22 protein-coding genes are annotated in these 26,111 nt (G+C 69.7%); 12 read left to right on the forward strand and 10 right to left on the reverse strand.

What is annotated here, in order from left to right; translation table 11 throughout:
* Position 1 precedes the first annotated feature (1 nt).
* The gene (cheY, locus tag RYH80_RS10920) at positions 2 to 364 is read right to left on the reverse strand and encodes a chemotaxis protein CheY (RefSeq protein ID WP_370903902.1); all 363 of its coding nucleotides are present in this window, start codon (positions 362 to 364) and stop codon (positions 2 to 4) included.
* Between the two features lie 89 nt (positions 365 to 453).
* A complete protein-coding gene (locus RYH80_RS10925) occupies positions 454 to 1,773 on the reverse strand; it encodes a DUF7500 family protein (RefSeq protein ID WP_370903903.1) in 1,320 nt (439 codons plus the stop codon).
* Between the two features lie 285 nt (positions 1,774 to 2,058).
* On the opposite strand from RYH80_RS10925, the gene RYH80_RS10930 reads away from it, so the two are divergent.
* Both RYH80_RS10930 and RYH80_RS10935 read left to right on the forward strand, forming a co-directional pair.
* Positions 2,059 to 2,892 carry an NAD+ synthase gene (locus tag RYH80_RS10930; protein WP_370903904.1) on the forward strand — a complete coding sequence of 278 codons (834 nt, stop codon included), beginning with the start codon at positions 2,059 to 2,061 and terminating at the stop codon, positions 2,890 to 2,892.
* 335 nt (positions 2,893 to 3,227) lie between these two features.
* Positions 3,228 to 3,632, forward strand: coding sequence for a helix-turn-helix domain-containing protein (locus RYH80_RS10935; protein ID WP_370903905.1), 405 nt, complete (start codon positions 3,228 to 3,230; stop codon positions 3,630 to 3,632).
* A gap of 123 nt (positions 3,633 to 3,755) precedes the next feature.
* On the opposite strand, the gene RYH80_RS10940 is transcribed toward RYH80_RS10935, so the two are convergent.
* Positions 3,756 to 5,324 (reverse strand): succinic semialdehyde dehydrogenase, encoded by a 1,569-nt coding sequence (locus RYH80_RS10940; protein WP_370903906.1) that lies wholly within the window; start codon positions 5,322 to 5,324, stop codon positions 3,756 to 3,758.
* Between the two features lie 385 nt (positions 5,325 to 5,709).
* Between RYH80_RS10940 and RYH80_RS10945 the strand changes: the two genes are divergently transcribed.
* Both RYH80_RS10945 and pheA read left to right on the forward strand, forming a co-directional pair.
* The gene (locus RYH80_RS10945; protein ID WP_370903907.1) at positions 5,710 to 7,128 is read left to right on the forward strand and encodes a GAF domain-containing sensor histidine kinase; all 1,419 of its coding nucleotides are present in this window, start codon (positions 5,710 to 5,712) and stop codon (positions 7,126 to 7,128) included.
* A gap of 182 nt (positions 7,129 to 7,310) precedes the next feature.
* Positions 7,311 to 8,129 (forward strand): prephenate dehydratase, encoded by an 819-nt coding sequence (gene pheA, locus RYH80_RS10950; protein ID WP_370903908.1) that lies wholly within the window; start codon positions 7,311 to 7,313, stop codon positions 8,127 to 8,129.
* 71 nt (positions 8,130 to 8,200) lie between these two features.
* On the opposite strand, the gene RYH80_RS10955 is transcribed toward pheA, so the two are convergent.
* Entirely contained in the window at positions 8,201 to 8,692 is a 492-nt protein-coding gene (locus RYH80_RS10955) for a deoxyuridine 5'-triphosphate nucleotidohydrolase (protein WP_370903909.1), read from the reverse strand.
* A 91-nt stretch (positions 8,693 to 8,783) separates the two neighbouring features.
* On the opposite strand from RYH80_RS10955, the gene RYH80_RS10960 reads away from it, so the two are divergent.
* The gene (locus RYH80_RS10960) at positions 8,784 to 9,326 is read left to right on the forward strand and encodes a hypothetical protein (protein ID WP_370903910.1); all 543 of its coding nucleotides are present in this window, start codon (positions 8,784 to 8,786) and stop codon (positions 9,324 to 9,326) included.
* Between the two features lie 136 nt (positions 9,327 to 9,462).
* Here RYH80_RS10960 and RYH80_RS10965 read toward each other — a convergent pair whose 3' ends face one another.
* Positions 9,463 to 10,338: a DUF8102 family protein gene (locus RYH80_RS10965; protein WP_370903911.1), complete on the reverse strand. Its 876-nt coding sequence runs from the start codon at positions 10,336 to 10,338 to the stop codon at positions 9,463 to 9,465.
* Positions 10,339 to 10,565: 227 nt separating this feature from the next.
* Here RYH80_RS10965 and RYH80_RS10970 point away from each other — a divergent pair, with 227 nt between their 5' ends.
* The 3 genes from RYH80_RS10970 to RYH80_RS10980 all read left to right on the forward strand — a co-directional run bounded on the left by RYH80_RS10970 (position 10,566) and on the right by RYH80_RS10980 (position 14,925).
* The gene (locus tag RYH80_RS10970; RefSeq protein ID WP_370903912.1) at positions 10,566 to 11,684 is read left to right on the forward strand and encodes an ATP-binding cassette domain-containing protein; all 1,119 of its coding nucleotides are present in this window, start codon (positions 10,566 to 10,568) and stop codon (positions 11,682 to 11,684) included.
* On the forward strand, positions 11,681 to 12,508 hold the full coding sequence (locus tag RYH80_RS10975; protein WP_370903913.1) for an ABC transporter permease subunit: 828 nt from the start codon (positions 11,681 to 11,683) through the stop codon (positions 12,506 to 12,508). Before RYH80_RS10970 ends, RYH80_RS10975 begins: the two co-directional genes overlap by 4 nt.
* 446 nt (positions 12,509 to 12,954) lie before the next feature.
* The gene (locus tag RYH80_RS10980; protein ID WP_370903914.1) at positions 12,955 to 14,925 is read left to right on the forward strand and encodes an aconitate hydratase; all 1,971 of its coding nucleotides are present in this window, start codon (positions 12,955 to 12,957) and stop codon (positions 14,923 to 14,925) included.
* A 177-nt stretch (positions 14,926 to 15,102) separates the two neighbouring features.
* On the opposite strand, the gene RYH80_RS10985 is transcribed toward RYH80_RS10980, so the two are convergent.
* Positions 15,103 to 15,924: a transcriptional regulator TbsP domain-containing protein gene (locus tag RYH80_RS10985; protein ID WP_370903915.1), complete on the reverse strand. Its 822-nt coding sequence runs from the start codon at positions 15,922 to 15,924 to the stop codon at positions 15,103 to 15,105.
* Positions 15,925 to 16,070: 146 nt separating this feature from the next.
* Between RYH80_RS10985 and RYH80_RS10990 the strand changes: the two genes are divergently transcribed.
* Positions 16,071 to 16,268: a hypothetical protein gene (locus tag RYH80_RS10990; RefSeq protein WP_370903916.1), complete on the forward strand. Its 198-nt coding sequence runs from the start codon at positions 16,071 to 16,073 to the stop codon at positions 16,266 to 16,268.
* Positions 16,269 to 16,270: 2 nt separating this feature from the next.
* Here the strand turns inward: RYH80_RS10990 and RYH80_RS10995 are convergent, their stop codons facing one another.
* From RYH80_RS10995 to RYH80_RS11005, 3 genes are all read right to left on the reverse strand, one after another.
* Positions 16,271 to 18,523, reverse strand: coding sequence for a hypothetical protein (locus RYH80_RS10995; RefSeq protein WP_370903917.1), 2,253 nt, complete (start codon positions 18,521 to 18,523; stop codon positions 16,271 to 16,273).
* A 601-nt stretch (positions 18,524 to 19,124) separates the two neighbouring features.
* On the reverse strand, positions 19,125 to 21,233 hold the full coding sequence (gene hisS / locus RYH80_RS11000; RefSeq protein ID WP_370903918.1) for a histidine--tRNA ligase: 2,109 nt from the start codon (positions 21,231 to 21,233) through the stop codon (positions 19,125 to 19,127).
* A gap of 225 nt (positions 21,234 to 21,458) precedes the next feature.
* On the reverse strand, positions 21,459 to 23,003 hold the full coding sequence (locus RYH80_RS11005) for a hypothetical protein (protein WP_370903919.1): 1,545 nt from the start codon (positions 23,001 to 23,003) through the stop codon (positions 21,459 to 21,461).
* A gap of 121 nt (positions 23,004 to 23,124) precedes the next feature.
* Here RYH80_RS11005 and RYH80_RS11010 point away from each other — a divergent pair, with 121 nt between their 5' ends.
* The 3 genes from RYH80_RS11010 to RYH80_RS11020 all read left to right on the forward strand — a co-directional run bounded on the left by RYH80_RS11010 (position 23,125) and on the right by RYH80_RS11020 (position 24,897).
* Positions 23,125 to 23,679 (forward strand): GNAT family N-acetyltransferase, encoded by a 555-nt coding sequence (locus RYH80_RS11010; protein ID WP_370903920.1) that lies wholly within the window; start codon positions 23,125 to 23,127, stop codon positions 23,677 to 23,679.
* 137 nt (positions 23,680 to 23,816) lie between these two features.
* Positions 23,817 to 24,242, forward strand: coding sequence for a MarR family transcriptional regulator (locus RYH80_RS11015; protein WP_370903921.1), 426 nt, complete (start codon positions 23,817 to 23,819; stop codon positions 24,240 to 24,242).
* 94 nt (positions 24,243 to 24,336) lie between these two features.
* Positions 24,337 to 24,897, forward strand: coding sequence for a DUF5810 domain-containing protein (locus RYH80_RS11020; RefSeq protein WP_370903922.1), 561 nt, complete (start codon positions 24,337 to 24,339; stop codon positions 24,895 to 24,897).
* A gap of 34 nt (positions 24,898 to 24,931) precedes the next feature.
* Here the strand turns inward: RYH80_RS11020 and RYH80_RS11025 are convergent, their stop codons facing one another.
* Positions 24,932 to 26,095 (reverse strand): DUF2891 family protein, encoded by a 1,164-nt coding sequence (locus RYH80_RS11025; protein ID WP_370903923.1) that lies wholly within the window; start codon positions 26,093 to 26,095, stop codon positions 24,932 to 24,934.
* Between the last annotated feature and the right edge of the window lie 16 nt (positions 26,096 to 26,111).

Raw genomic sequence — 26,111 nt, forward strand, 5'->3', positions numbered from 1 at the left:
GCTACGCTGGGACCGCGTCGTTGATCGCCTCGAGCACGTTCGGCTTCTGGAACGGCTTCGTGATGTACCCCTCTGCACCCGCCTTGATCGCCTCCTTCATCTTCTCCTCCTGTCCGACGGACGTACACATGATGATCGTCGCGTCGGGGTCCTCCGACATGATCTCCTCCGTCGCCTCGATCCCGTTGCGGATCGGCATCACGATGTCCATCATCACCAGGTCCGGATCGTCGTCCTGGTACATGTCGACCGCCTCGACACCGTTCTCGGCCTCCCCCACGATCTCGAACTCTTCTTCGAGAATCTCCCGCAGGAGGTTCCGCATGAACTCCGAGTCGTCGGCAATGAGTACCCGAGTCGCCATGCGGGAGGCAAACTCCCCGACACGTAAAAACACTCCCCCGACCGTATCAGGTGTGAGAACAGGTCCACCACGGCCCGGACGCCCCCGACTCACTCGAAGGTGATCGACCCCTCGTCTCTGGCCGCCTGCAGCAGGTCGCCGATGGAGTCGTCCGGCGACAGGTCGTGTTCGACGGCCACGTCCTTGATCAGGCTCGGCGGGAGCTGGACCGACACGTCCGAGCGAGCCAACAACAGCCCGAGGGCCTTCGACGGTGGGGTGTCCTCGGCGGCGTTGTGGAGGAACCACGTCACCAGCGTCTCGAACGTCGTCGGGAGGTCGTCCGAGACCATCCGGTGGCGGTTCGTCTCCCCGTCGATCGACAGCGTGGCGTCGAACCCGTGTGCGAACTCGTTGTCCGCCAGCGACTGCGCGAGGAACTCCCGCACCTCCGCGGCGTCGACGCCGCTCGGCGTCCCGCCGGGCGCGCCGCGCGCCACGTCGGGGTCTGACGCCGTCCGGTCGCGTGCCGGCGGGTCGCGCGCCCCCGCACGACCAGCCTGTCCACGGAGGTCCGGGACGCCGTCGGGTCCACCCGCACCGGGACCGCCGCCCGCGCCACCACTCGGCGCGCCGGCACCCGTCCTCCCGCCGTTCGCCCCGCCACCGGGAGCACCCCCGGCGCTCTCGCCGGCCGCACCGGACTGTGGCCGGCCGCCCGCACCGCCGGCCGCACCGGCACCACGACCCTGCGTCGTCCCGCCGTCCGTTCCGTGGTTCGGTGCTCCACCGGACTGCGGTTGGCCGCCGCCACCGCCACCGCGAGGCTGTCGTCCACCACCACCCGACTGTGGGGTGTTCCCGCCGGTCTGCTGGTCACCCCGTCTGCCGTTCTGTCGCCCGCCGCCGGACTGCTGGCCGCTACTCCGTCCGCCGGACTGCTGGTGACCACCGCCGTTCGGTGGTTGCTGACCCCCTCGACCGCCGGGTGTACCTCCCTGGCCACCGTTCGGTCGTTGTCCGCCGCCCGCGGCGTGATCGCCACCGCCGTTCTGTCGTCCGCCACCACCGTGTCCGCCGGGTCGTCGTCGACCGCCGCCAGCGGCTCGCCCGCCATCGCCGTTCTGTCGTTGACCGCCACCGCCGTTCTGTCGTTGACCGCCACCGCCGTTCTGTCGCTGACCGCCACCGTTCGGTGCGCCGCCGGACTGCTGGCGGCCACCACTCTGCCCGCCGGACTGCTGGTGGCCACCGCCCTGCCCGCCTTCACCCTGGGGAAGCTGCCCGTGGTCGCTCCCGCCGACCCCACGCGGCGGCCCGTCCGCGGAGACGACGTACCGATCGTCGCCGATCTCGGCGACCCGCTCGTCGTCCGCGATGTCGAACTCGCTGGGGTCCAACACCGGACCGTCCGCGGGGTCGTCGCTCATGGCGTCCGCTACGCGGCGACGAGCTAAAAATGTGGGCTCCGTTCACGCAGCCGTTCGGCGCAGACGCCTCGACCCGCTCTCTCGCCCGGCCGACCCGACCGCCACGAGACGGTCGTCCGCCTCCACCACCGAACGACCACCCACACCACCGGCCACGCCGCCACGGGACGACGACACCTCCGAACTACCGAACGAACGTCCACTGCTCGGCGGAGAACTGGACACGCGACCGGACTACTGCGGGGACCGAGAGCGTATTAGTCCACCCGGCTCCAATCGAGGGTGATGAGTACCGGGACGGTTCTCCAGCGCGACGACGTACCGCTCGACCTCCGGCTGTCGGAGGCCGAACTCGACACCACCCGCGACCACCTCGTCTCGTTCGTCGAGGAGCAGGTCGACGCCGCCGGTGCGGACGGCGCCGTGCTCGGCCTGTCGGGTGGGATCGACTCGACGACCGTCGCACACCTCGCCGTCGAGGCGTTGGGTGCGGACGCGGTCCACGGGCTCGTGATGCCCTCGGAGGTGAACGACCCGGACAACATGAGCGACGCCGAGCGCGTCGCCGAACTGCTGGGGATCGACTACGACGTGGTCGAGATCTCGCCCATCGCCGAGCAGTTCTTCGAGGCGCTCCCGGACGCGGCCGACGACCAGATGGCGACCGGCAACGTCCGCGTGCGGATCCGCGCGGTGATGAACTACTTCCTCGCCAACGCCGAGAACCGCCTCGTACTCGGCACCGGCAACCGCAGCGAGGCGCTGACCGGCTACTACACGAAGTACGGCGACCAGGCGGTCGACTGCAACCCGATCGGGACGCTGTACAAACAGCAGGTCCGACAGCTCGCCGACCACCTCGGCGTCCCCGAGGACCTCGTGATGAAGACCCCCTCCGCGGGGATGTGGGTCGGCCAGACGGACGAGGAGGAGATGGGGCTCGACTACGACACCCTCGACGCGATCCTCGCGGTCCACGTCGACGGTGGCCTCTCGACGAGCGCCACCTGCGAGGCGCTGGACGTGCCACGCGAGCACGTCGAACGGGTCCGCGAGTTGTACGAGTCGTCCGCCCACAAGCGTGCGATGCCACCCGCACCCGACGACCTCGGACTGTGAAGACCGACTGTGGGGCCGCTCCCACCGACGCGCCACCCTGGACACGTCACTCCGTGTCGGACCGGTGACACGCGCCGCAGCCGGCCCGACTCGCCGCGTCCAGCCGTCGTCGCCGAGGGGTCGACCGCCGGCCTCGCGCGCGGTTTGGGACGACTAGCGAGGCGGTCACGACACCGTCACGTCGACGACTGTCGGTCGCCCCGGCGACGGTCGTCGAGGGCGGATCGGCAGGCTCGTCCGGGCGAGTCGTCCGTGGGCGGCGGACTTTCGAATGTTGCACCCAACTGCGACTGCTGGGAAACGGTTTTGTCCCCTACACCTTCTACTACCGACATATGCCAGATCCGATCTCCGAGGATCTCCGCGAGGAGCTGGACTGTTTGTCGCTGCTCGAGTCCTTCCACGGACTCAAAGAGCTCGACCGGCAGGTGTTCGTCGCACTCGCGGACAGCGAGGATCCACTCACGGTCAAGGAGATCGGCGACGTCGTCGACAGGGAGCGGTCGACGGCCTACCGCGCCGTCCAGCGGCTGCTCGAGGCGGGGTACATCCAGAAGGAACAGGTGAACTACGAGGAGGGGGGCTACTACCACGTCTACCGGGTCGACGAGACGGAGGCGGTCGCCGACGAGATGCAGCGGATGCTCAACGACTGGTACGCGAAGATGGGCCAGTTGATCGACGAGTTCCGCGAGGAGTACGCCGACCAGGAGACGACCGCCACCCACCCAGAGCAGTGACGACCGCCGGGCCGGTGTGAGTCGACGCCGCCCGGAGCAGTGACTCGCGTCGGGGACTCCCGACACCACACCACCGCGGACGCGGCAGTTCGGTCTCTCAGTTCACCCACTCCGGTACCGTGCTCACTTCACCCACTTCGGTACCTTCCGGAGCAGTCGCGCCACCGTCGTCAGGCCGGCCGCCCACAGCCGATCCGGCACCGGACCGGGGTCGAGTTGCAGTGCGCGGCCGGTCGCGACGGTCTGGGCTGCGGTGTACCGCAACAGCCCCTCGGCTCCGTGGCGCCGCCCGAGTCCGGAGTCCCCACGACCACCCATCGGCGCGTCGAGCGAGGCCCACGCGGCCGCGTACCCCTCGTTGACGGAGACGGTCCCGGTCTCCAGTCGCCGCGCGACCGCCTCGCCACGCTCCACGTCGCCGGCCCAGACGGCGCCGTGGAGCCCGTAGTCGGTGTCGTTGGCGCGTGCGACCGCCTCGTCGACGCTCTCGACGGGGTACAACGAGACGACCGGGCCGAACGTCTCCGTCTCGTGGGCGACGGCGTCGGCGGTCACGTCCTCCAACACAGTCGGTTCGTGGAAGAACGGCCCCAGGTCGGGGCGCGGCTCCCCGCCGGCGACCACCGTGGCGCCGTTCGCCACGGCGTCCTCGACGTGCTCGCGAGTCTTCTCGAACTGTGCCCGCGAGAGCAGCGGCCCCATCTCCGCGCGCCACTCGTAGTCGAACCCGAGGGTGATCTCTCCGACCGCCTCGGCGAACGCCGCCCGGAACGGTTCGTACACGTCCTCGTGGACGTACAGCCGCTCCGTCGTGATACACAACTGCCCCGCGTTGGCGAAACACGACCGGACGGATCGCCGCGCCGCCTCCTCCGGGTCGGCGTCGTCCAAGACGAGCAGCGGGTTCTTGCCACCCAACTCCATCGACGTGGGGACGAGTTGCTCGCCCGCCTGTGCGGCGACCTGTCTCCCGGCGGCGGTGCTCCCGGTGAACGAGACGTAGTCGACCGCCTCCACGAGCGGCGGACCGACCTCCGGGCCACGTCCCGAGACCACCTGGAACAGCTCCGGCGGGAGGCCGGCCTCGACGAGCAGGCGTCTGGCGTACAGGGCGACGTGTGTGGTCTCCTCGGCGGGTTTACAGACGACCCCGTTGCCGGCCGCCAGCGCCGGGAGTGCGTCGGAGATCGCCAGCGTGAGGGGGTAGTTCCACGGGGCGATCAGCCCGACGACGCCGACCGGGTGGTGGTGGACCGTCGCCCGGATCGCGCCGGGGACGGCGCCCTGTCGGCGCTCACTGGCGAGCGTGTCGGCGGCGGTGTCGGCGTAGTAGCCCGCCGTCACCGCCACGTCGAACACCTCCTCGGCGGCGTCGCGGCGCGACTTCCCGGTCTCGCGTTGGACGAGGTCCCGGAGCGTGGACTGCTCGGCCAGCACCCGGTCCGCGAACTCGTCTAGCACCGCCGTGCGCTCGGCCACGTCGCGCTCGCGCCACGCCTCGCTCGCCTCCCGTGCCGTCTCGACGGCGGTCGCGACCTCCGTCGCCGTCGCCTCCGGCACCTGCACGTACGTCTCGCCGGTCACGGGCGACACCACGTCGATCTCGGTGTCCCGGTCCCCGTCCGACGCGACGGCCAGTTCCTCGTGGAGCGACGCGAGTCGGCCGCTCGGCCACCCGCTGGTTCGTGTCACGGGCCACCACACGGGGGTGGCGGGCAAAGACCCGACGGTTCGGTGGCGGCGTCCCACCGTCGGCGTCCTCACCACTCGCTGACACGACAGCGGGGTGACAGCCGTGCGGGTGCGTGTGGTGGTCGGACGCACGCGTCGCACTGGCGACCGGAGTGGCCGAAACCGACGAACGGGCGGTTCGACGGGTCGAGCGGTGCGTTCTCGACGGGTCGCACCTCGTCTATCGAACGCTCCCGAGCGATCCAGAGAGACGTGTGTCGTCGAGACGGGTCACGAGCCGTCTGGGTGGGTCACCGCCGAACACGAGCGGTGTGTGCCGTCGGTAGCCGTTCGGTGTGGTCATAGGAGCGTTCACACGGCCGGGGGTTCGTCACTCCGACGAACGATGGCAGGCGAGCACACAGGGTGTCCACGGAACGGGTGGCCGGTGACGGACGGGGGTGTCGCCGACGAGACGGACGGGGGTGTCGCCGACGAGACGGACGGGGGTGTCGCCGACGAGACGGACGGAGGTGTCGCCGACGAAGCGGACGGAGGTGTCGCCGACGAAGCGGACGGAGGTGTCGCCGACGAAGCGGACGACGCCGGCGACGAGACGACGACGGACGGAGCCGTGTCGTCGACGACGGCGACCACCGGAGACGGCGCCGTGCCCCCGGAGACGGCGGGGACGGCGGCAGACGCGACGCGACTCCGTCGGCTCCACGAGGCGACACGCGAGATGGTCGCACGCGAACGGGAGGAGTCGATCGCGGCGGTGGCCGTCGACGCGGCGGCAGACATCCTCGGGTTCCCGTTCGTCTCCGTCCGCCTCCACGACGAGGAGACGGACCGACTGACACCCGTCGCGGCCGCCGAGGAGACGGTCGCCCGCGCGGGTGACTGCCGGCCCTACGAGCGTGGCGAGACGATCCAGTGGGAGGCGTTCGACGAGGGAGAGACGCGGCTGTACCCGGACGTTCGCGCCGTCGACGACGCGGTCGAGCGCCCCGGCGGCGGGAGTATGCTCGTCGTCCCGCTGGGTGGTCGCGGCGTGTTGACCCTGGGGACACCCGACACTGACGGGTTCGACGCGGCGGACGTCGAGACCGCCCGCGTGCTCGGCGCGAACCTCCAGACCGCACTGGAACGTGCCGCGCGCCTCCGCCAGATCGAGCGCCACGAGGACTCGCTGGCGGCGAAGACGGAACGACTCGACCGCTTCGCCAGCCTCGTCGCCCACGAGTTCCGGAACCCGCTGGCGATCGCCGCGGGCCACCTGGAACTGTGTGCGCCACGCGACGACGCCGAGTCGGAACACCTCGGGGCCGCCCGCGACGCCGTCGACCGGATGGATCGACTGACGGAGAGTATCCTCGATCTCACGAGTGAACGAGGACTGACGGACGGGACGACGACGGTCTCGGTCGACTACGTCGCCCGCTCGGTCTGGGCGGAGTACGCACCCGACCCGGCGACGCTGGAGACCGACGACGACGTGACCGTGGCGGCCGACCGCGACCGACTGCGGACGCTGTTCGAGAACCTCTTCGACAACGCGGTCGGCCTCGGCGGGCCGCACGTGACGGTGACGGTCCGCGAGCGCGCGGACGGCGCCGGCTTCGTCGTGCGCGACGACGGCCCCGGCTTCGACACCTCGGACCCGACGGAGTTGTTCCAGTACGGGACGACGGTCGAGAACGCGGGCACTGGACTGGGACTGGCGCTCGTCCGCGACATCGCGGAGGCACACGACTGGGCGGTGGACGTGTCGAGTCCGCCGACGGGTGGCGCGACGTTCGTGTTCGACACGGACCCGTCGTGACCCGATCGGTGAGGGTGCCGACGACACACCCGACGCAGCGGCACGGCTCGGCCCCGTCTCGTCGACCTCTCTCACCTCGGGTGTCTCCGTCTCGCCGACTCCTCACACCCTCCACTCGGCCCCGTCTCGCTCACTCCGCACACCCCGGAGGTACTTACCGTTTGCCCGTCGCAGGTGGAGGTGTGCAAGCAGTCACGCTCGGTCCGGCGGGGACGTACTCACACCGTGCAGCCCGTGCCGTCGCCGACGAGGTGGCGTTCCGCGAGTCCGTCGGCGCCATCGTCGACGCGGTGATCGACGGCGACCACGACCGCGGTGTCGTCCCCGTCGAGAACAGTATCGAGGGGAGTGTCACGGAGAGTCTCGACGCGCTCGCGGACGGCAACGTCGCCGTCCTGCGGGAGGTCGTCACGCCGATCCGCCACGCCCTGCTCGCGCAGTCGCCCGACTTCCAACTGGTGGCGTCACACTCGCAGGCGCTGGCGCAGTGCCGAGAGTTCCTCGAACGTGAGTACCCGGACCGGCGCCGCGAGGCGGTCGCCTCGACGGCCCGCGGCGTCGCCCGCGCACGCGAGGACGACTCCGTCGCGGCCATCGGCCACCCGGCGAACGCGACGGAGACGGCGCCGGAGTTGGACGTGTTGGCCGAAGACATTCAGGACCGCTCCTCGAACGCGACGCGGTTCCTCGTGATCGGCCCCGAGGACCAGCGGTCGCGTGCCGGCGGGAAGACCTCCGTCGTCGTCTACCCCGCGGCGAACTACCCCGGGCTCCTCTTGGAGTTGCTGGAGGCGTTCGCCGAGCGGGACGTGAACCTCTCGCGCGTGGAGTCGCGCCCGAGCGGGGAGCGACTCGGCGACTACCTCTTCCACGTAGACTTCGAGGCGGGGCTGTACGAGGAGCGCACCGAACGGGCGCTCGCGGCGGTGCGCGACGTGATCGCCGACGACGGCTGGGTCCGCGTGCTCGGCTCGTACGACACCGAGCACGTGGTGGCGTAGACGCACCTACTGCCGTCGCCGCTGCCGTCGTCGTCTGGGTCGGGCCGTACTCTCGCCGTCCCCGAGCGAACTCAGACGTTCTCTCCCTGGTAGTCGCCGTCGTAGGTGCCGTCGGCGTCGGCCGCGGCCAACACGAACTGCCCGATCCGCGCGCCGGGACGCACCTCGATCGGGTGGGTCACCTGGAGCAGCCCCTCGCCGCGGCCCTCGTAGCCCGCGTCCCACACCGCCGTCTCCAGCGTCGCGCCGTTGCGCATCAGCGACGAGCGCGGGAGGACGAACCCGACACAGTCGTCGGGCACGGAGATCACCTCGCCGTACCGGACGACGTAGCCGCCCGGCTCCAGCCAGTACAGCAGTTCCCCGTCCGCGTCGGCGTCCGGCTCGACGCGGCGTCTGTCGCCGATCCGCTTGTCGTCGGTGTCGATCCGCCCGGGCTCGGCCGGCTCGAACACCGCGTCGAGCGTGAGGTCGACCCCGTTCGGCTGGACTTGCTCGTCGTCGAGCGCCTCGCCGTCGTGTGGTCGCAGCGCGGCCGCGACCGTCGAACCTGACTGGAACACGCACGAGTGACCACGGCTCGGCGTCGTAAGTGGCACGATGGCGGACGCACCCACCAGAAAGCACTTCTCTCGATCGGCTGATTTTATCGACGTGAACGACGAACCGAGTCGACGACGGGTGCTGCGGTCGGTCGCAGTCGGGGGGAGTCTCGCGGCGCTCACGACGACCGCCGGCTGTGCCGGGAGGACCGAGACGGCGACACCGACCGACACGTCGACACGGTCGGACGCGACGGAGACGACATCTGGAGCCACCTCGCCCCCGTCGTCCGAGACGACGGGCCCGTGCGCCGGTGCGTTCGACGACGAGTCGACGACGACACCGGCGTGTGCCGACACCACGCTCGAGGTCAGTGTCTACGGTCGTCCGGAGACACCGACACCGACGGACAGCACGAGCACCCCCTACAAGTTCGTCAAGGATGTCGTCGTGGAGGTCACGCTCGAGGGTGATCGCCCGCGGACACTACGGGGGTGTATCGAGACGCTCTGTCCCGACGTCGAACGCCGCCCGGTCTCGGTGTCGCTTCCGGAGGGGGCGACGACGCGGACGTACGAGTTCGGCCCGTTCGGATACCACTGCATCGGCGACCTCGCGTTCTGGGTCGAGGGCTGTCGACGAGACGGCGACTGACCGTTGCCGTCGTGGCACCTGTCTCGTAGGTCCCCCATCTGCGCCGAGAGACACGCCGAAAGCCGTCGGCACCCCATCGACGGAACTCCGTCACTGCCACTGGTGGACCCTCGGCACCCTCCCCAGCGGAACGTCGTCACTCCCGCGGACGGGACACGTCGATTGGTGCCGCGGCACGCAACGCGGGTGGCATCCAGCGGTACCAGATCCGGCGGGCGTGTCGCCGCGGGCGTTCCGTCAACGAGACGACGAACGGGACGGCGCGGTCGCGGACGACGCCCAGCGTGACGAGCGCCACCCACCCGGCGACGCCGAGCCCCATCGTCCCGAACAACACCGCGTTGATCGCGTCGAACCCACCCTCCCACAGTCGGGTGCCGAACAGGCGATCCGAGAGCCAGAACAGTGTCGTGAACCACAGCGAGACGGCCGCGACGAGCATCGACGTGTTCGCCCACCGCAGCCACCGACTCGGCCCGACGCGCTCGCTCGTCTCGCGGGCGGTCGCCGCGCCCCGTTCCGTCCGCGTCCGCAGGTCCACGTCGCCGAGCGACGCCAGTTCCTCGGCCGCGACAGACACGCGTCCGTCGGTGTCGAGACGAGAGTCGAGTACGGCTTCCGCCGAGCGGGTGTCGTCCGACGCGTCGACGACGCTCTCGACCGCAGCTCGCTCTTCGGGGTCGTCCCCCTGGCTCGCGGCGAGTGCTCGCTCGCGGGCGGTTCGCACGACTCGTTCGCGGTCGACACCCTGCAGCGTCCGGGCGCGTTCGAGGGTGAGGTGTGCCGCCGCGAGCGACTCGACCAGGTCCGCCTCGTCGGCGTCTTCGAAGGCCCCCGCCAGTTGGTCGTCGGGGTAGTCGTCGAGCAGTCGGAAGTCGGCGACGCCGGACTGGAGGCGGTCGCGGATCCGCTGTTGGTCGCGGCGCCGCTTCGCGTCGTCCACGTCGGTGAACCCCTCCCGCACCCGACGCCGCTGGGTCTTCGTCAGCAACGATGCGGACTTGCGCTTCACGAGACGGGGTACGGGACGCACGGGGCTTGTACTTTCCCGTCTGCAGCGTTCGGACCGACCGGTGTACGCCCCGTACAAGCCGTTCGGCGGGGCGAGCGACCGGTGTGAACGGTGAGCCGCCGTCGGGTCGACGAACGGCCGGATTTCGGGTGGACGGCCGTCCAGCGGCGTCCAGACCGGTGAAACGAGTTCCGGGTCTAAGTGCCGGGGGCGACACGACCGCCGCGATGGCAGCGATCGAGACGGACGACCTACGGAAGGAGTACGGGGAGGTGACCGCACTCGACGATCTCGACCTCGTCGTCGAGACCGGCGAAGTGTTCGGGTTCCTCGGTCCGAACGGCGCCGGGAAGTCGACGGCGATCAGCGTGTTGCTGGGCTACGTCGCTCCGACGGCCGGGACGGCGACGGTCCTCGGCTCCGACGTGACCGAGCACCCCGCGGCGGTGCGCGCCGAGACGGGAGTGCTCCCGGAGAACGTCGGCGTGTACGACCGACTCACGGCACGCGAACACGTCGCCTCGGCGGTCCGGATACAGGACGCGACCGAGGAGCCGGCGACACTGTTGGACCGCGTCGGTCTCGCTCGCGACGCGTGGGATCGGCCCGCGGGCGAGTTCTCGACGGGGATGACACAGCGACTCGCGCTGGCGACGGCACTGGTCGGTGACCCGGACCTGCTCGTGTTGGACGAGCCACAGGCCGGGCTCGACCCGAACGGTCGAGCGGCGGTGCGCGACCTCGTCCGCGAGGAGGCGCGAGCCGGGACGACCGTCTTCTTCTCGTCGCACGTCGTCTCGGAGGTGGCGACCGTCGCGGACCGCGTGGGCGTGATGCGTGCCGGCGAGTTGGTCGCGGCAGACGGCGTCGACACACTCCGAGAGAGACTCGGCGGCGAGACCGTCGTCGCGGCGGAACTCGTCGACCCCGCCGTCGACCTCGGCGCGGTTCGGAACACGTCGGGTGTCACCGCGGTCGACGCCGTCGACGGCTCCACGGGACCGGGAACGGAGACGGAGACGGAGACCGACACGGAGACACTCGAGGACGCGCACGTCGCCGTCACCTGCGGGACGGCGCGTACGAAGGCCCGCGTCGTCGCGCAGCTGGAGGAGACCGCCGGCGTCGCGGACTTCCGCGTCGAGACGGGCAGCCTGGAGGCGTCGTTCGCCACGCTCACCGAGGGCGCACGAGCCGGCGAGCGCACCGCCGACGCGGTGGACGAGACGGGTGGTGGTGGAGACCCGACCGACGAGACGGGTGGGACGGACGACGCGACGAGTGAGGTGGCGAGCGACGAGGTGGCGAGCGCAACTGTCGCGGCTGGAACGGAGGTGTCGTCGTGACGACCCTGCGTGCGGTCGGTGGTGTGATCCGACAGGATCTCGCGGACGCCCGTCGATCCCGGCTGCTCCAGGCGGTGTTGGGGCTGTACGTGCTGTTCGTCGGGCTCCTCTTCGCTGGCGTCGGACTCACGGCGGGGCAGACGGTCCTCGCGGCCGTCCGGATCACGGTGCTGTTGGGGTTCCTGTTCGTCCCACTGGTCGCGCTGTTGGCCGGCTACCTGGCGGTGGCGGGCGAGCGCGAGTCCGGGACGCTCAGACTGCTGCTCGGTTACGGGCTCGAACGGAAGACGGTGGTGCTCGGCAAGTACCTCTCGCGTGTCGGTCTCGTCTCTGCGGGGCTCGTCGCCGCGTTCGTGGTCGCGGGGGCGGTCGCCGTCGTCCCGGGACTGTACCCCGAGCCACGACTCGCGACGGTGGCGACGTTCGGCGGCTTGACCGTCGCGTTCGCCGCGGCGTACGTCGCCGTCGCCGTCGCAGTGTCGACGGTGGCGGAGTCACGGCGCGCGGCGACGACGCGGACGCTCGTCGTCTACTTCGTGTTCACGCTCTTCTGGTCGCGCGCGGGACCGACGACGGTCCCACAACTGGTCGGTGGCGTCCTCGACCACCTCACTGGCAGTCCCCCGTCCGGGTGGGTGTGGAACGTGTTCCTGGCCGCCAGCCCCGCGGAGGCGTACTTCCAAGCGCTGACCCTGTTGCCCGGCGACGCGCTGGTCTCCGGGACGGCGTTGCGGCCGATCACGCTGGTCGGTATCCTGCTCGCCTGGATCGTCCTCCCGACGGCACTCGCCGCTCTGCAGTTCGAGCGGGTGGACGTCGACTGACCGTCGCGCCGGAGCCACCACGCACTGCCACTCGGTAGGCGCTCCCGAGTCTCCGCCGACGTACTACCCTCCACACCCCGCCGACGCACCGCTCTCCACACCCCGCCGGCGCACCGCTCTCACACCCTGCCGACGCACCGCTCTCCACACCCTGCCGACGCACCGCTCTCCACACCCCGCCGGCGCACCGTCCTCCACACCCCGCCGACGCACCGCTCTCCACACCCCGCCGGCGCACCGCCCTCCACACCCCGCCGACGCACTACTCTCGCGACGATCCCGTCGATACCGGCAGACGACGACCGTCGAAGTCGCCGCAAACACTGCGAGACGCGACGGCCTCGACCGGCGCGCTGCCTCCGAATCCCGACGCAGTCTGTCGATCTTGCGAGAGCAGTCACACTCTCGCCGGATTTATATCTGTTCGGAGGCGAGTCCCGGACGATATGGGACAGACGATCACGGAGAAGATCCTAGACGATCACCTCGTCGAGGGTGAACTCGAGACCGGCGAGGAGATCGGTATCGACGTCGACCAGGTGCTGACACAGGACACCACGGGGACCATGGTCTGGCTCCAGTTCGAGGCGCTGGAGATGGACGAGGTTCAGACGGAACTCGCCGCGCAGTACTGCGACCACCAGACGTACCAGTTCGACTTCAAGAACACGGACGACCACCGGTTCCTCCGCTCGGCGGCGGGGACGTACGGCGCGTACTTCTCCCGGCCCGGCAACGGGATCTGTCACCAGGTCCACAAGGAGAACTTCGCGGCACCCGGCAAGACGCTGCTCGGCTCCGACAGCCACACGCCGACCCCCGGCGGCCTCGGCCAGCTCGCCATCGGTGCGGGTGGCCTCGACATCGCCGTCGCGATGGGTGGTGGCGCCTACTACGTCGAGATGCCCGAGGTCGTCAACGTCCACCTCACCGGCGAACTGCCGGAGTGGGCGACGGCCAAGGACGTGATCCTGAAGCTGCTCCAGGAGCTCACGGTCAAGGGCGGCGTGGACAAGGTGCTGGAGTACACCGGTCCGGGCGCGGAGTCGCTGTCGGTCCCCGAGCGGACGACGATCACGAACATGGGGACGGAACTGGGTGCGACCTCCTCCATCTTCCCGACCGACGAGAAGACGAGAGAGTGGCTCGCGAAGTTCGACCGCGAGGACGAGTTCGTCGACCTCTCGGCGGACGACGACGCCGAGTACGCCGACACGATCGAACTCGACCTCTCGGAGCTGGAGCCGCTGATCGCCAAGCCGTCGATGCCGGACAACGTCGTGCCGGTCAGCGAGGTCGAGGGGACGGAGGTCGACCAGGTGATGGTCGGCTCCTGTACCAACGGCGCATACGAGGACATCCTCCCGTCGGCGAAGATGCTCGCGGGCGAGCGGGTGAACCCGACGACGGAGATGATCGTCGCACCCGGCTCGAAGCAGGCCAGCGAGATGCTCGCCCGTAACGGCTGGACGGCGGAGTTGATGGCCGCCGGAGTCAACTTCTCGGAGGCGACGTGTGGTGCCTGTATCGGCATCGGCCACGTGCCGGCTTCCGACTCCGTCTCGCTGCGAACCTTCAACCGCAACTTCGAGGGTCGCTCGGGGATCGAGGACGACTCCGTGTACCTCTGTTCGCCGGAGGTCGCCACCGCGGCGGCGATCACGGGCGAGATCACGGACCCGCGCAACCTGGACATGGAGGCGCCCGGCTTCGAGATGGGCACCGGTTACAGTCCCGGCATGGGCCAGGACGACCCGGACATCATCTCGCCGGACCAGTCCGTCGACGACGAACTCATCAAGGGGCCGAACATCGGCGACGTGCCCCTGAAGGACGAACTCGGTAGCGACCTCGGCGGCGAGGCGCTGTTGAAGATGGGCGACAACATCACGACGGACCACATCACGCCCGCCAACGCGGAGGCGCTGAAGTTCCGGTCGAACATCCCGAAGTACGCCGACTTCACGCTCACTCGGGTCGACTCGACGTTCCCGGACCGCGCTCGCGAGGCGGAGAGTGGTGTCCTGGTGGCCGGGGAGAACTACGGGCAGGGCTCCTCGCGCGAGCACGCGGCGCTGTGTCCGATGTTCCTCGGTATCGAGGCCGTGTTGGCACAGAGCTTCGCGCGGATCCACCACGCGAACCTGTTCAACTTCGGGCTCGTCCCGCTGGAGATCGACGAGGAGACGTACGAGCGGATCGACCAGGGCGACGACGTGGAGGTCGTCGACGACATCGGCGCGGGCGTCCGTTCGGGCGCCGAGGAGTTCACCATCCGCGTGAACGACGACTGGGAGGCGACGGCGACGATGGACGCCTCCGAGCGCGAACGCGAGATTCTCGCGGCCGGCGGCAAGCTCGCCTGGACGAAGCAGCGACACCAGAGCGGCAGCGGCGCGGCCCCCGCCGACGACTGAACGGCCTCGGCGGCTCGACGACGTACTTCTTCGGTGGCGCACGACTCGCAGACGTACCGCCCCGGTGACGCACTCCTTCGGCGACACACGACTCACACGCACCGCTCCGACGACGCACGACCCCCACAGTGACGGCTGCGGGCGTGTCAGCCGCGCCGTTCCGGGCCTCGGCCGCCGTCAGTACAGCAGACTCCTGATCACGGCCACGATCCCCTCGTCGGCGACACGCTCGCGGTACTCGTCCGTGAGCAGGAGTCGTTGACGCGGGCGACCAGTCCGCGTCGACACCTGTTCGGTGGTGAGCACGCCGAGGTCCTCGAGGTGGCCCTTCTTGCGCGAGAAGGTCGCCTTCGAGGCGAGCCCGATCTCGGCACCCCAGCCGCTCACGTCGTAGTGGAGCCGCTCGTAGTGGGCGCCGAGACACAGCGCGACGAGCGCCGGGTCGAACTCGCGTGGATCGTGGGCCCGTTCCGTCGTCGAGCGCACCGCGTCGAAGTCGGCCCGGAACTCGGGTCCGAACTCGCTGGCCAGCGAGTCGCGGACCTCCGCGAGCGGCGGCGTCCGCAGCGGGAACTGGTCGGTGTCGGCCCACGCCTCGACGCAGAACTGGAACACGGACGGCGCACAGTCGGCCGGTGCCGCCGCGACGACCGTGTCGACACCGCCCAACACGACCGGGACGTACACCCTGTCCGGCCCGGCCAACAGCGGCGTCACCGCACCGCTGTTCGCCCACACTCGGACGGCGAGGGTGTCGGCCGCGACGAGCCCCGCCGCGGTGGCGGCCGCCTCGAAGTCGCGTCGGAACCGCCGCAACGTCGTCTCGTCGGTGAGTACCCGGACCGTCGGCGGCGTCTCGTCGAAGGCGGCCAGACTCTCGACCAACGGCCGCAACAACACCTCCGGCGGGTCGAGGAGGTACAACCGCTCTGCGTCCGTCTCCGCGAACAACTCCGCGAACGTCCCCGTCACCAGTGTGCCGTCTGCCTGTGTCGACATCACCAAGAGTAGCTATTCTCTACAGGCTTAATACTGCTGGACGATACTAACAATGTAATTACGAGTTCTATTCGGCATACAGTGTACATGAGGATTTAACACGGTTTATAAAAAGTTATAAACTTCTTCTCTCGGTTCAGTGGTCTATGTCGTTCCGCAAGACGACGAAAGATGTGGTATCGACGAAAATTGTACCGTTCCTGGCCGCTCGGCCGTGGGCGCTGGCGTTCCTGCTGGCGCTGACGCTGTCGGTGACGGCAGGGAGTCTCGTGATCGAGGACGGCGGGCAGTGGGCGGTCGAGCCGGGCGTGATGGACGACGGGAAGAGTGACGACGGGCCCTGAACTCAGCCCAACAGTCGCTCACGCAGTTTCCTCGGCCACAGTAGCGAGTCGTCGTACACGACGGGGGACTCGAGGATCTCGAGGTACTCGTCGAGTTCGTCGTCGTCGACCGTGTAGTGGGCACCCTCGCCCCAGATCCGGTACGACGAGTCGAAGTGACCCTTGACTCTCCCCCCGGCGACTCTCGGCGACTGCTGGTGGAGGTGGATCTCTCGTTCATCGACCCCCTGGTCGAACAGCCAGACGTCGGGCGGGACGAGCGCGTCGTTCTGCGTCACGACGTGTGTTCCGTCGCCGACGACGGCGTAGTCCTTCGCCGTCATCAACTGTTTCCGCGCCTTCGTCAGCGCTCGTTCGATACAGAACCCACCCATCAACATCCGTGCGAACGCCGTCCCGACGGTCGCGGCCTGCTCGTCGGGGACGCGCTCGAAGGTGATCGCACCGGCGACACTCCCTCGTCTGATCAGTCGCTTCCCCTCGGGGTACGAGCCACAGGCGTTGAGGAAGAACGTCTGTGCGTTCGACTCCGCGAGCGTGGTGGCGTCGAAGTAGCCGTCCGTACACTCCAGGCCGCGGTCGTCGCGGTGGCCGATGTAGTGGACCAGTTCGTTGCGCGACTCGAAGATCCGAGCCAGTTCGGCGGTCGTGACGTTCTCCGCGACACGGAGGTCGACGTCGAGAGCGGGAGCCCGCCGCTCGTAGTGGGCGACCGCCGCCTCGTGTTCGTCCCGCATCCCCTCGGCGGAGTCGTCCGACCGCAGCAGTGTTTGGTTCCGTTCGTTGACGACGGCGACCACAGACAGCGGCCCCTCCGACTCCGCGAGGTAGTCGAGCCGGTTCTCGTACGCCTCCGGGAAGGATTTGAACACGTCGATGGGCACGTCGTCGGCCAGCCACCCGTGGGTCCGTGCGGGTGCGAGAGTCGGGGCCACCAGGTCCACCTGTGACACGTCACGTCGAACGCGGTAGGTCGGCTCCCCGTCTGCGACCGCGAGCTCACCGGGCGAATCGGAGAACCCGTCCGAGAAGGTGAGTGAGAGGAACCGCTCCTTCGACAGCGGCTCCGACTCCGCCCGGAAGACGTGCGGGAGGTTCGCCAGGAGGTGTGGGAGCGTCTCCACGTGCTCGTACTCGGCAGCGACGTGCATCCCGAGGTGCCACTCCGGGAACCGGTCGGCCACCTCTTCGAACGGCGCGTCGAGGTAGCTCGCCACGCGCTCGGCGAGTGGTGCGTGGTACAGTCGCTCTGCGTCGAGACCGAGTGCGTCGAAGGTGTCCGAGAGGGCCAGTCCTCCGCCGTGGGGGCCGGCTCCTCGCGCGACACAGTCGAGGTAGAACACCCGTTCGAGGAGGTCCGCGGCCTCTCGTTGGAACTCCGGGAACGGCGCGAGGTGGACGGTTCGTCCGTCGGCACCGGGGAGGTGCAGTCGTGGGACGGCGTCGGCTTCGGTGGTCACCGCTGCACCGAGGTAGTAGGCGAGCGAGCCCGCCGACAACAGCGTCGACAGCGACGGCGGGACGACCAGTTCCACCCCCGTGTTCGGCCGACGCTCCCACACCGACTCCGGGACGGACGACGCCTCGCCGACGACGACGGACGGGGGACGCGTCCGCTGGGTCGGCCAACTTCGATCGGGGGATCGCTCGGTCGTGTTCGCCGACGCGACGGTCAGTGCCGTCGCGACGCCGGCCGGTGTCTCCGGAACGTAGACCGTCGTCTCGGGGGTGTCGACACGACTGTCGAACCCGAAGAGAACCGGCTGCGCCCGGGGGAACTGTATCGTAAGCTCGTCTCCGTGGTCGACGAGCCGTGCTTCCCCGTCGAACCGGACGAACACGCGGACGTTCGAGGCGACACGCAGCAGGTACGACCTCTCGGGCAGCGACATCCGCCCAGAACTGTCACCGAAGTCCGACGACTCGCCCGTCTCGAGGTCGTGTACCCCGACGAACACGGACGGGAAGTGCAACGACTTCGCCGTCCCCGCGACCGCGGCACCGAGGGTGTCCGGCCCGACGGCGGGTGCCGTCAGCGGCGTCTCGACCGGCGACTCGGGTGCGTCGTCGCTCGCGACCGTCGAGAGCGCCGTCGCCGGCGTCTCGCGTCCGTCGTCGGACGCCGTCGCCCGACCGACGACCGACCACGCCTCGACCCAGTCGTCGGTCGTCACCGTCACCGCGTTCTTGTCCCGGTCCACGGCACGGTACCCGTCGGCCGTTCGCTCCAACTCCATCCACCCGATGTAGTTCACTCTGGGTGTATTTTGTTTTCGATTGGGTAGCTAAATGTGGGGTGTTGATTTTTCGCGAATACACTACCTGATTGCGGTTCGTACAGGCATGTTTGGCGCGGCCGTATTGGACACATACTTATACCTCACAATATCAAACGAGAGAGTCGGAAACCCGACCACCGGACGCGGCGGAGTCGGGTCGTCGACAGACGCTCGTCGAGTGGTGGTGACAGACGCTCGTCGAGTGGTGGTGACATCGAGCGAGCGGAAGCCCACCGCTTCGGGCGTGGGTGTGAGCGACACCACAACTGACCGTTCCACCGTCGGCGAAAGTCTGTATTTCTAACACTTAGTATTGCAGATATTGTATGGAGGGGTACGCAAGACGGCGAAGTACCGACAGTTGGGTTGTGGTCTGCCCGCCGGACGAGAGGCTCCCACACCGGTCCCGCGAGGGCGAACACGCCAGACCCCGAATGGGGCCAACCCAGAGTCCTGCAAACCGGAGTACCTGTGAGGGGAAATTTGCCACCGGGTGTGGCATCACCGGGATGCCCACCGCGTGTGGAATCCCACGACCTCAGCCGTGGGAGGAGGTCGAAGTACGAGTCGTCTGTCGTCACTCCGTCACGCGCTCCGCCACGGCCGCTACGAGGTCGCCGAGTGGCACCTGCTCCTCGTCGCCGGTCGTCATGTCGCGGACGGTCACCTCGTCGTTCGCCAGGTCTCGTTCCCCGACGATGAGCGTCAGCCTGGCACCGATCCCGTCGGCGTACGAGAGTTGATCGCCCAACCCGCGGTCGGAGAGGTCCGTCTCGACGACGAGCCCCTCGCGCCGCAGTTCGTCCGCGACGTCGACCGCCTCCGGCTGGACGGACTCGGAGACGGGGGCGACGTACGCGTCCGTCCGCGGCTCCTCGGGCGGGAGCTTCCCCTCGCGTTCGAGCAGCTCCCGCGTCGGCGAGTAGCCGAATGCGAACCCGACCGCCGACACCTCGTGGTCGCCGAACAGCCCGACGAGGTCGTCGTACCGGCCGCCGCCGAACAGTGCGCGGAGTTCCCCCTCCGAGTCGAACGCCTCGAAGACGAGTCCGGTGTAGTACGCCAACCCACGCACGATCGAGAGATCGAGACGACACTGGTCCGCGACGCCGTAGGCGTCGAGTCGATCGGCCAGCGACCGCATCCGCTCGACGGCCTCGTGGGTGTCCTCGTCGTCGGGCGCGCGCTCGGCCAACTCCTCGACCGTCTCCAGCAACGGGCCGGAGATGGCCGTGAGTTCGTCCACGTCCGTCGCCGTCTCGCCGGTGACGCCGACGTTCGCGAGCGCGTCGTGGAACTCCGTCGTCGACAGCTTCTCCTTGTCGTCGACGACCTGCATCACCTGCGTGGTGTTCTCGACGCCGACGGCCGCCAGCATCGCCTCCAGCAGTCGCCGGTCGTTGAGCAGGAAGTCCACGCGGTCGGCGACGCCGAGCTTCTCGTAGATCCGGGCCGCACAGGCGACGATCTCCGCGTCCGCCGAGACGGACTCGACCCCGAAGACGTCGATGTCCGTCTGGAAGAACTCCCGGTCGCGTCCCCGTTGGACGTTCTCGTAGCGCCAGCGCTTGGAGGTGTCGTACCACTTGATCGGCGTCGACAGCTCCTGCCACTTCGCCTGTACCATCCGGGCACGTGTGGGGGTCTGCTCGGGCGTGAGCGTCACCTCGCGACCGCCCTTGTCCTCGAAGCTGTACGTCTGGTCGAGCAGTTCCTCGCCGGACTTGACGCGGTACAGCTCCGTCCGTTCGAGTGCGGGCGTGTTCACTTCGCGGAAGCCGAACTCCCGCGCCGTCGATTCCACCGTGTCGATGACCTGCCGCCACGAGGCGAACTCGTCGGCGTACCGGTCGTAGAAGCCTTTCAGGCTCGTGATCTCTTGCATCGTCGTCTCCTCCGTCGTCTCGAAGACACCGAGTCTGCTGACCGCACCGGGGACGGGCTCGACGCCGAGGCCGAACGACTCCGCCGTGTTCCCGGAGACGAACATGTAGATCCCCGCGACACCCTCGGGGGCGTCCGCGAGCACCTGCTCTTCGTCCTCGACGGCGAGCCCCTCGGTCGCCCGGGCGTATCCCTCGTAGGTGTCGATCCGGCCGATCGCGTCGAAGACGCGACCGGCCAACTGCGTGCCCAGTCGCCGGAACGCCGCCGGGACCAACACGACGCTCGGCTCGTCGGGGACGGTGCCGTCGCGTGCCATCGCGGCCCACTGGACCGGGTCCCCGAGCGCGTCCACCCGCTCGTAGCCGTACGGGGCCAGTTCGCGCTCGACGGTCGCGGCGAAGCTGTCGCCCAGCGACAGCGTGCGGTCGGCGGTCAACAGCTCCTCCAGTAGTTCGTCGTCCCCCGCGTAGAAGCGGGTCGCGCCCCCGCGGTAGGCGTCCGCGGGCGACTCGTACCCCTCGATCCGGCGGGTGGTGAGCTCCGCTCGCTCGAAGACGGGGCGCGGCTTCAGCCGGCCGTAGTCGCGGAAGCCCAACTCCAGTCCGGTGTCGAGACCGGGGGCCGTGAGGTCGTTGACGAACTGGACCTGGTCGCGGACCGCGTCGAAGCCGACGCCGGTCTTGGCGGCGCGTTTCCCCTTCTCGTCGATCACTTCGCGCAGCCAGGCGGCCTCCAGCGGCTCGCCGTCGAGTTCACGCCGTAACGCCGTGTAGGCGTTGCGTCCCTTCTCCGGGACCATGAACCCGGTCACCGACCACGAGTGATCACCCCGGGAACGGCCACCGCCGCACGGGTCGCGGTGTCACCGACCGCGCGCGACTCGGTAGTGGGTCCCATCGTACACTCGTCTGCCGTCGGGCGACGTAAAGCTATGTCGGTCCCGGTGGCGGTGATCTGTCGCGGTGGGGGGCTCCGCCGAGGCGACCACGACCCGAGACGACCACCGGCACGGAGCCGGAACGGCTCACTCCGAGGTGTCCGACCGAACCGAGCGGGCGACGGCGGCGGCCACCGAGACGGCTACCACCCCGACGCCGACACCGACGCCGAACCCGTCTGCTCGTGTCCGTGTCGCCGTCTGTGTCTGCCTCCGTGTCACCGTCGCCGAGGTGGTGGCCGACGAGTCGGCGGTCGACCGCGACGAGGGCCCCGCAGTCGTCTCCGTCGCGTCCCGTCGAGTCGGTGTCTCCCCGGACGCCGTCGGCGTTCGCGTCCGTGACTCCGTGCCGTCGGGAGAGCCCGAGGGCGACGCCGTCGGAGCGGTCGTCTGGGTCCCGGTCGGCGTCTCGTCGACACCGAACAGTTCGACGTACTCACGAGTCGTCCCGCCGTCGTCGCGGACACCGTAGACGACCGTGGCGGCGGGGCCGACTCGGACGCCGAGGGGGCGGACCGATCCCGACTCGGTCGCGACGTGTCGCCGGTCGATCACGGTGCCGTCACCGTTGACGACGGCGAGTGCGTACTCGGTGACGAACTCCGTGTCCGTCGCGCCGCCGGTCGCCAGCAGGAGTGTTCGATCCGCCCCAGTCCGGTCTGTCCCGGTCCGAGTCTCCCCGATCGGATCTCTCCTCGTCTCGACGGCGTCGATCACGGTCGCGCCGGAGCCGGACAGCGACGGGAACGAGACGTTCCTCGCGTCGGTCGTCACCCCGTCCACGACGGTGACGAGTCGCCCGTCGGCACCGACCACCTGGACACCGTCGGGCGTCGTTCTCCCCCCGACCGCCGACGCGACGGCGTCGGCGGCGTCCGCGCGGCGTCGCTCCGTTCCGTCGTACCCGTACGCCGCCGTCCAGACGGCTCGACCGCCCGAGCGGTCGCCCGCGGTGACGATCTCGTCGTCGCGGTGCGCGAGGAGACACGGCACGTGGTCGTCTCCGACCGCCCGGTGCCACCGGAACGTCCCGTCTCCGTCCCACCGCCACACGTCGGTCAGGAGACCACTCGGGAGCGTTCCGAGCGTGAGGATGGTGACACCACCGGCGTGGGATCGAGCCGTCGCTTGCACCGGGCGCGGCCCCGCGTCGGTGCTCGCCGCCCACGCGACGGAGAGGTCTCGCCGCAGTCGGAGCGCCCAGTTCCCCGCGGAGACGACGTAGCCGTCCCCGACGGCGACGACGGCGGGATGCACAGTCCGGTCGGTCAACGCGGTGTCGTCGATCCGGTCGGACAGGTCGACGGCGCGACGACGCACCACACGCCCGTCGACGCGACGACGTGTCACAGTCAGCGTCGTCGTCTCTCCGGTGAGTTCTCGTACGGTGACTAGCGTCGCTCCGTCGACCGCCGCCGACACGACACGTCTCGGCGCATCCGCCGTGTCACGCTCGTCGACGGCGGCGGTACCCGTCGAGGCCCCACCGGCGGGTGTGGTCTCCCGGCCACTCGCTCGGTCCCGTGTCGCGGTCACGACGCTCGCGAGCGTCGCCGACGATCCCACGGCACCGATCTGCGTGAGGAACGACCGTCTGCCCGTCGAGCGCGTCGCCGAACGTCCGTCGGTCACGTCCCGTTCGGTGTCTGCCGACGGTATCTAATTTTTCCGTTCGACTCGTCTCCGACGCCTCTCGGGTCGACTCTCCTCCCTGGCCGCGCCGTTTTTGCCCGCCCACGCCCAACGGCGGTCCGTGACGACACCACAGGGGGGTGCCGGAGCGGACGCGCCCGCGCCGGACGGGGTACGGATCCGCGAGGCGCGTCAGGCGGACCTGCTGTCCGTCTACCGGATCGAGAAGACGGTGTTCCCGCAGCCGTGGCCGTACGCCGCCTTCGAGCGGTTGCTCGACGCGCCGGCGTTCCTCGTCGCCGAGCGGACCACGGACGAGCCGACGGTCGACCCCGCGGCCGCCGACCACGAGGACGGCAGCGGGGTCGTCGGCTACGTCGTCGGCGACGCCACGCCGAACCACGGGCGCGACATCGGCCACGTGAAAGACATCGCCGTCCGCCCGGACGCACAGGGGGACGGCGTCGGGCGCCGGCTGCTCCGGCGCTCGCTGCACCACCTCGCGAGCCGTGGGGCCAGCGTCGTGCGCCTGGAGGTCCGAGCCGGCAACGAGCGCGCCCAGCGGCTCTACAGCTCCGAGGGGTTCGAGGCGGTCCGGAAGGAGCCGCGGTACTACGACGACGGCGAGGCCGCCTACGTGATGGCGCTGGAGTTGGGCGAGTGGATTCGTGGGTAGTTCGGTCGGCTCTCGTCTGCAGGTACAGTCGGGTCTCGTCCGCGGATAGTCCCGTCGGGTCTCGCCCGTGACACCCTCGACAGGTTCGAGAGCGACAGGTCTGAGGACGCCAGCACCGTTTCCCGTGGGAAACAACTATGCCCCTACAGTCGCGTACAATCGCGTACACGATGCCCGTCCGGATGGACACTCACCAACCCGAGATCGACCTCACACCGGGGACGACGAAGTCCGAGATCGTCTGTCTGCTGTACGAGAACCGTGGTCTCGGCTACCGGCCGTCGGAGGTCCGTGACGCGCTCGAGATCCCCGACGGGACCGCGACGACGACACTCTCGCGACTGGTCGACGAGGGCTACGTCGGGAAGACCGCGGACGGGCTCTACTACGCGTTGGACGAACGTGACGACCTCGGACGGTACGCCGCCGCACGCGACCAGACCGAGCGACTGTTCCGGAGCAGAGACGCGGACGCAGCGGCGACACCGGACGTAGAGAGCGTGGTGTCCGACGCGGAACTCGACGAACTGACGGCTGCGGCCGAAGACGAGTTCGACTCGTGAGCCGGAAGTTCGAGGCGAGTGTCCGACTACGATAGGGTCGTCTCGTCCTCACCAGACCGACAGTTCTACCCACACACACCACCCACGACGGCGTATGGGATACGCGTGTCCGGTGTGTGAGGCGCCACAGCGGGACGGCGAACACCTCGCGAACCACCTCGCGTTCACGGCGCTGTTGCGCGGCGGGGACCACGAGGCGTGGCTCGACGAGCACGTCCCGTCGTGGGAGGACGGCGACCCGGACGAACTCGCCGAGACGGTCACGGACCACGCGGCGGCGGCGGAGTACGACGAGGTGTTCGAGGACACGACCGAGGACCACGCCGAACACGTCGGCGGTCACGACCACCAGCACCAGCACGGACACGGCCCGGCACAGGGTCACGGGGGCGGCGCAGGCGCGGGCGCGGGCGGTGCCGGCGGCGCGCGCCCGACCCCGAGCGGTCGCGGCTACGACGGCTCCGCGGACCAGGCGGCCGTCGACGGCGTCGTCGCGGAGGCGCGCCGGCTCACGGCCGAGATGTACGGCGTCGACCCCGACGAGGTCGCGGAGCCCGCCACAGACGAGGAGAACCCGAGCGACGAGAGCGGCGGCGACGACGCCGACTCCGGTGACGCAGACACCGACGACGCCGACGACGCCGACGAGGCGTGACGAGTCGGAGCGCGAGCCTGCGACAGTTCTCGGATCAGTGCGTGTCGGGAGCGATCCCGCCGTCGTGGCGCGAGACGAGGTAGCAGACGAACGACGAGAGCCAGTGCGCACCGGCGTAGTCGTCGGTGAACGCCTCGCGGACGCCCGCCGCAGCGTGGTCGCGCGCGACCGAGCGGAGTCGCTCTATGGGCCAGGTCGTCGGCGCGTCTGCGTCGCCGCCGGTGCCGCTGCTGCCCGTACCTGCGCTGGGCGCCTCGCCGGGCGCCTCCTCGACCGCGGCGAGCGTGTCCGCCACGCCGGCGAGACACCACGCCCTGGTGAGGTTCAACCCGACGAAGTGAGTCGCCAGTCCGTCGTCGTCCGTCTCCGAGGTGTCGCTGCCTACCGGCTCCGGGAGGGTCGCGACCGGCTCGCTCGCGAGCGTCGGGAGGAAGTCGTCGAGCCACCCCGCGAACGCCGGCGGGTCGAGGACGCGCCGGAGGAGATCCGCCTCCGTCAGCGTCGGGGAGACGAAGTCCCACCCGAGCGGCTCGTACGCGAGCGGTGCGTCCGTGTCCCCGCGGTACCACTCCAGTGCGGTCGCCCGACACCGCTCGGCGAGTGACTCGTCGCCGACGACGCGGGCGTAGTCCAGCGCCGCCGCGACGGCGAACGCCGAGTTGCCGTGCGTGCCGACGCGGAACGGCCGGTCGGCGGTCGCGAGCCAGTCGGCGGTGTGGTCGGCGACCCACGTCTCCAGCGGGGCGAGGGTATCCCGCCACGCGTCTGCCCGTGGGTCGTCCCACAGCGCGAGCTCGGCAGCGAGGCGTAACAGCCACGCCCAGCCGTACGGCCGCTCGAACGACGGGTTCGCGTCGAGGTGTGCCACCTCCGCGGCGACACCCTCGTCGTCGAGTCGCTCGTCGACCGTCGCGACGATCTCCCCGGCGTCCGGGTGGTCGAACAGCCGCAGCGAGCGCACGAGACACCAGTGGCTGTGGACCGCCGAGTGCCAGTCGTAACAGCCGAAGAACACCGGGTGCTGGTCGCTCGGACGTGGCGGGCCCTCGGGTCCCTCCACGGCTCCGGCGTGGTGTGGGTACTCCGTGTCGACACTGTCCAGTGGGTGCGCGGTCACCGCCGCCGCCGCGGCCGCGTCGAGTCGGTCGGTCGTGCCGGCGAGCAGGGTCGCCGGATCGAGGTCCGAGAACGTCGTCACACCCGGGTGCCCGCGG

This window comes from Halobaculum sp. MBLA0147, from assembly GCF_041361345.1.
Taxonomy (GTDB): domain Archaea; phylum Halobacteriota; class Halobacteria; order Halobacteriales; family Haloferacaceae; genus JAHENP01.

Coding starts and splice junctions, on each gene's coding strand:
- RYH80_RS11020 (WP_370903922.1), top strand. CDS start 24,337: ATGGGATACGCGTGTCCGGTGTGTGAGGCGCCACAGCGGGACGGCGAA.
- cheY (WP_370903902.1), bottom strand. CDS start 364: ATGGCGACTCGGGTACTCATTGCCGACGACTCGGAGTTCATGCGGAAC.
- RYH80_RS10930 (WP_370903904.1), top strand. CDS start 2,059: ATGAGTACCGGGACGGTTCTCCAGCGCGACGACGTACCGCTCGACCTC.
- hisS (WP_370903918.1), bottom strand. CDS start 21,233: ATGGTCCCGGAGAAGGGACGCAACGCCTACACGGCGTTACGGCGTGAA.
- RYH80_RS10970 (WP_370903912.1), top strand. CDS start 10,566: ATGGCAGCGATCGAGACGGACGACCTACGGAAGGAGTACGGGGAGGTG.
- RYH80_RS11015 (WP_370903921.1), top strand. CDS start 23,817: ATGCCCCTACAGTCGCGTACAATCGCGTACACGATGCCCGTCCGGATG.
- RYH80_RS10935 (WP_370903905.1), top strand. CDS start 3,228: ATGCCAGATCCGATCTCCGAGGATCTCCGCGAGGAGCTGGACTGTTTG.
- RYH80_RS10925 (WP_370903903.1), bottom strand. CDS start 1,773: ATGAGCGACGACCCCGCGGACGGTCCGGTGTTGGACCCCAGCGAGTTC.
- RYH80_RS10980 (WP_370903914.1), top strand. CDS start 12,955: ATGGGACAGACGATCACGGAGAAGATCCTAGACGATCACCTCGTCGAG.
- RYH80_RS10945 (WP_370903907.1), top strand. CDS start 5,710: ATGGCAGGCGAGCACACAGGGTGTCCACGGAACGGGTGGCCGGTGACG.
- RYH80_RS10990 (WP_370903916.1), top strand. CDS start 16,071: ATGTCGTTCCGCAAGACGACGAAAGATGTGGTATCGACGAAAATTGTA.
- RYH80_RS10985 (WP_370903915.1), bottom strand. CDS start 15,924: ATGTCGACACAGGCAGACGGCACACTGGTGACGGGGACGTTCGCGGAG.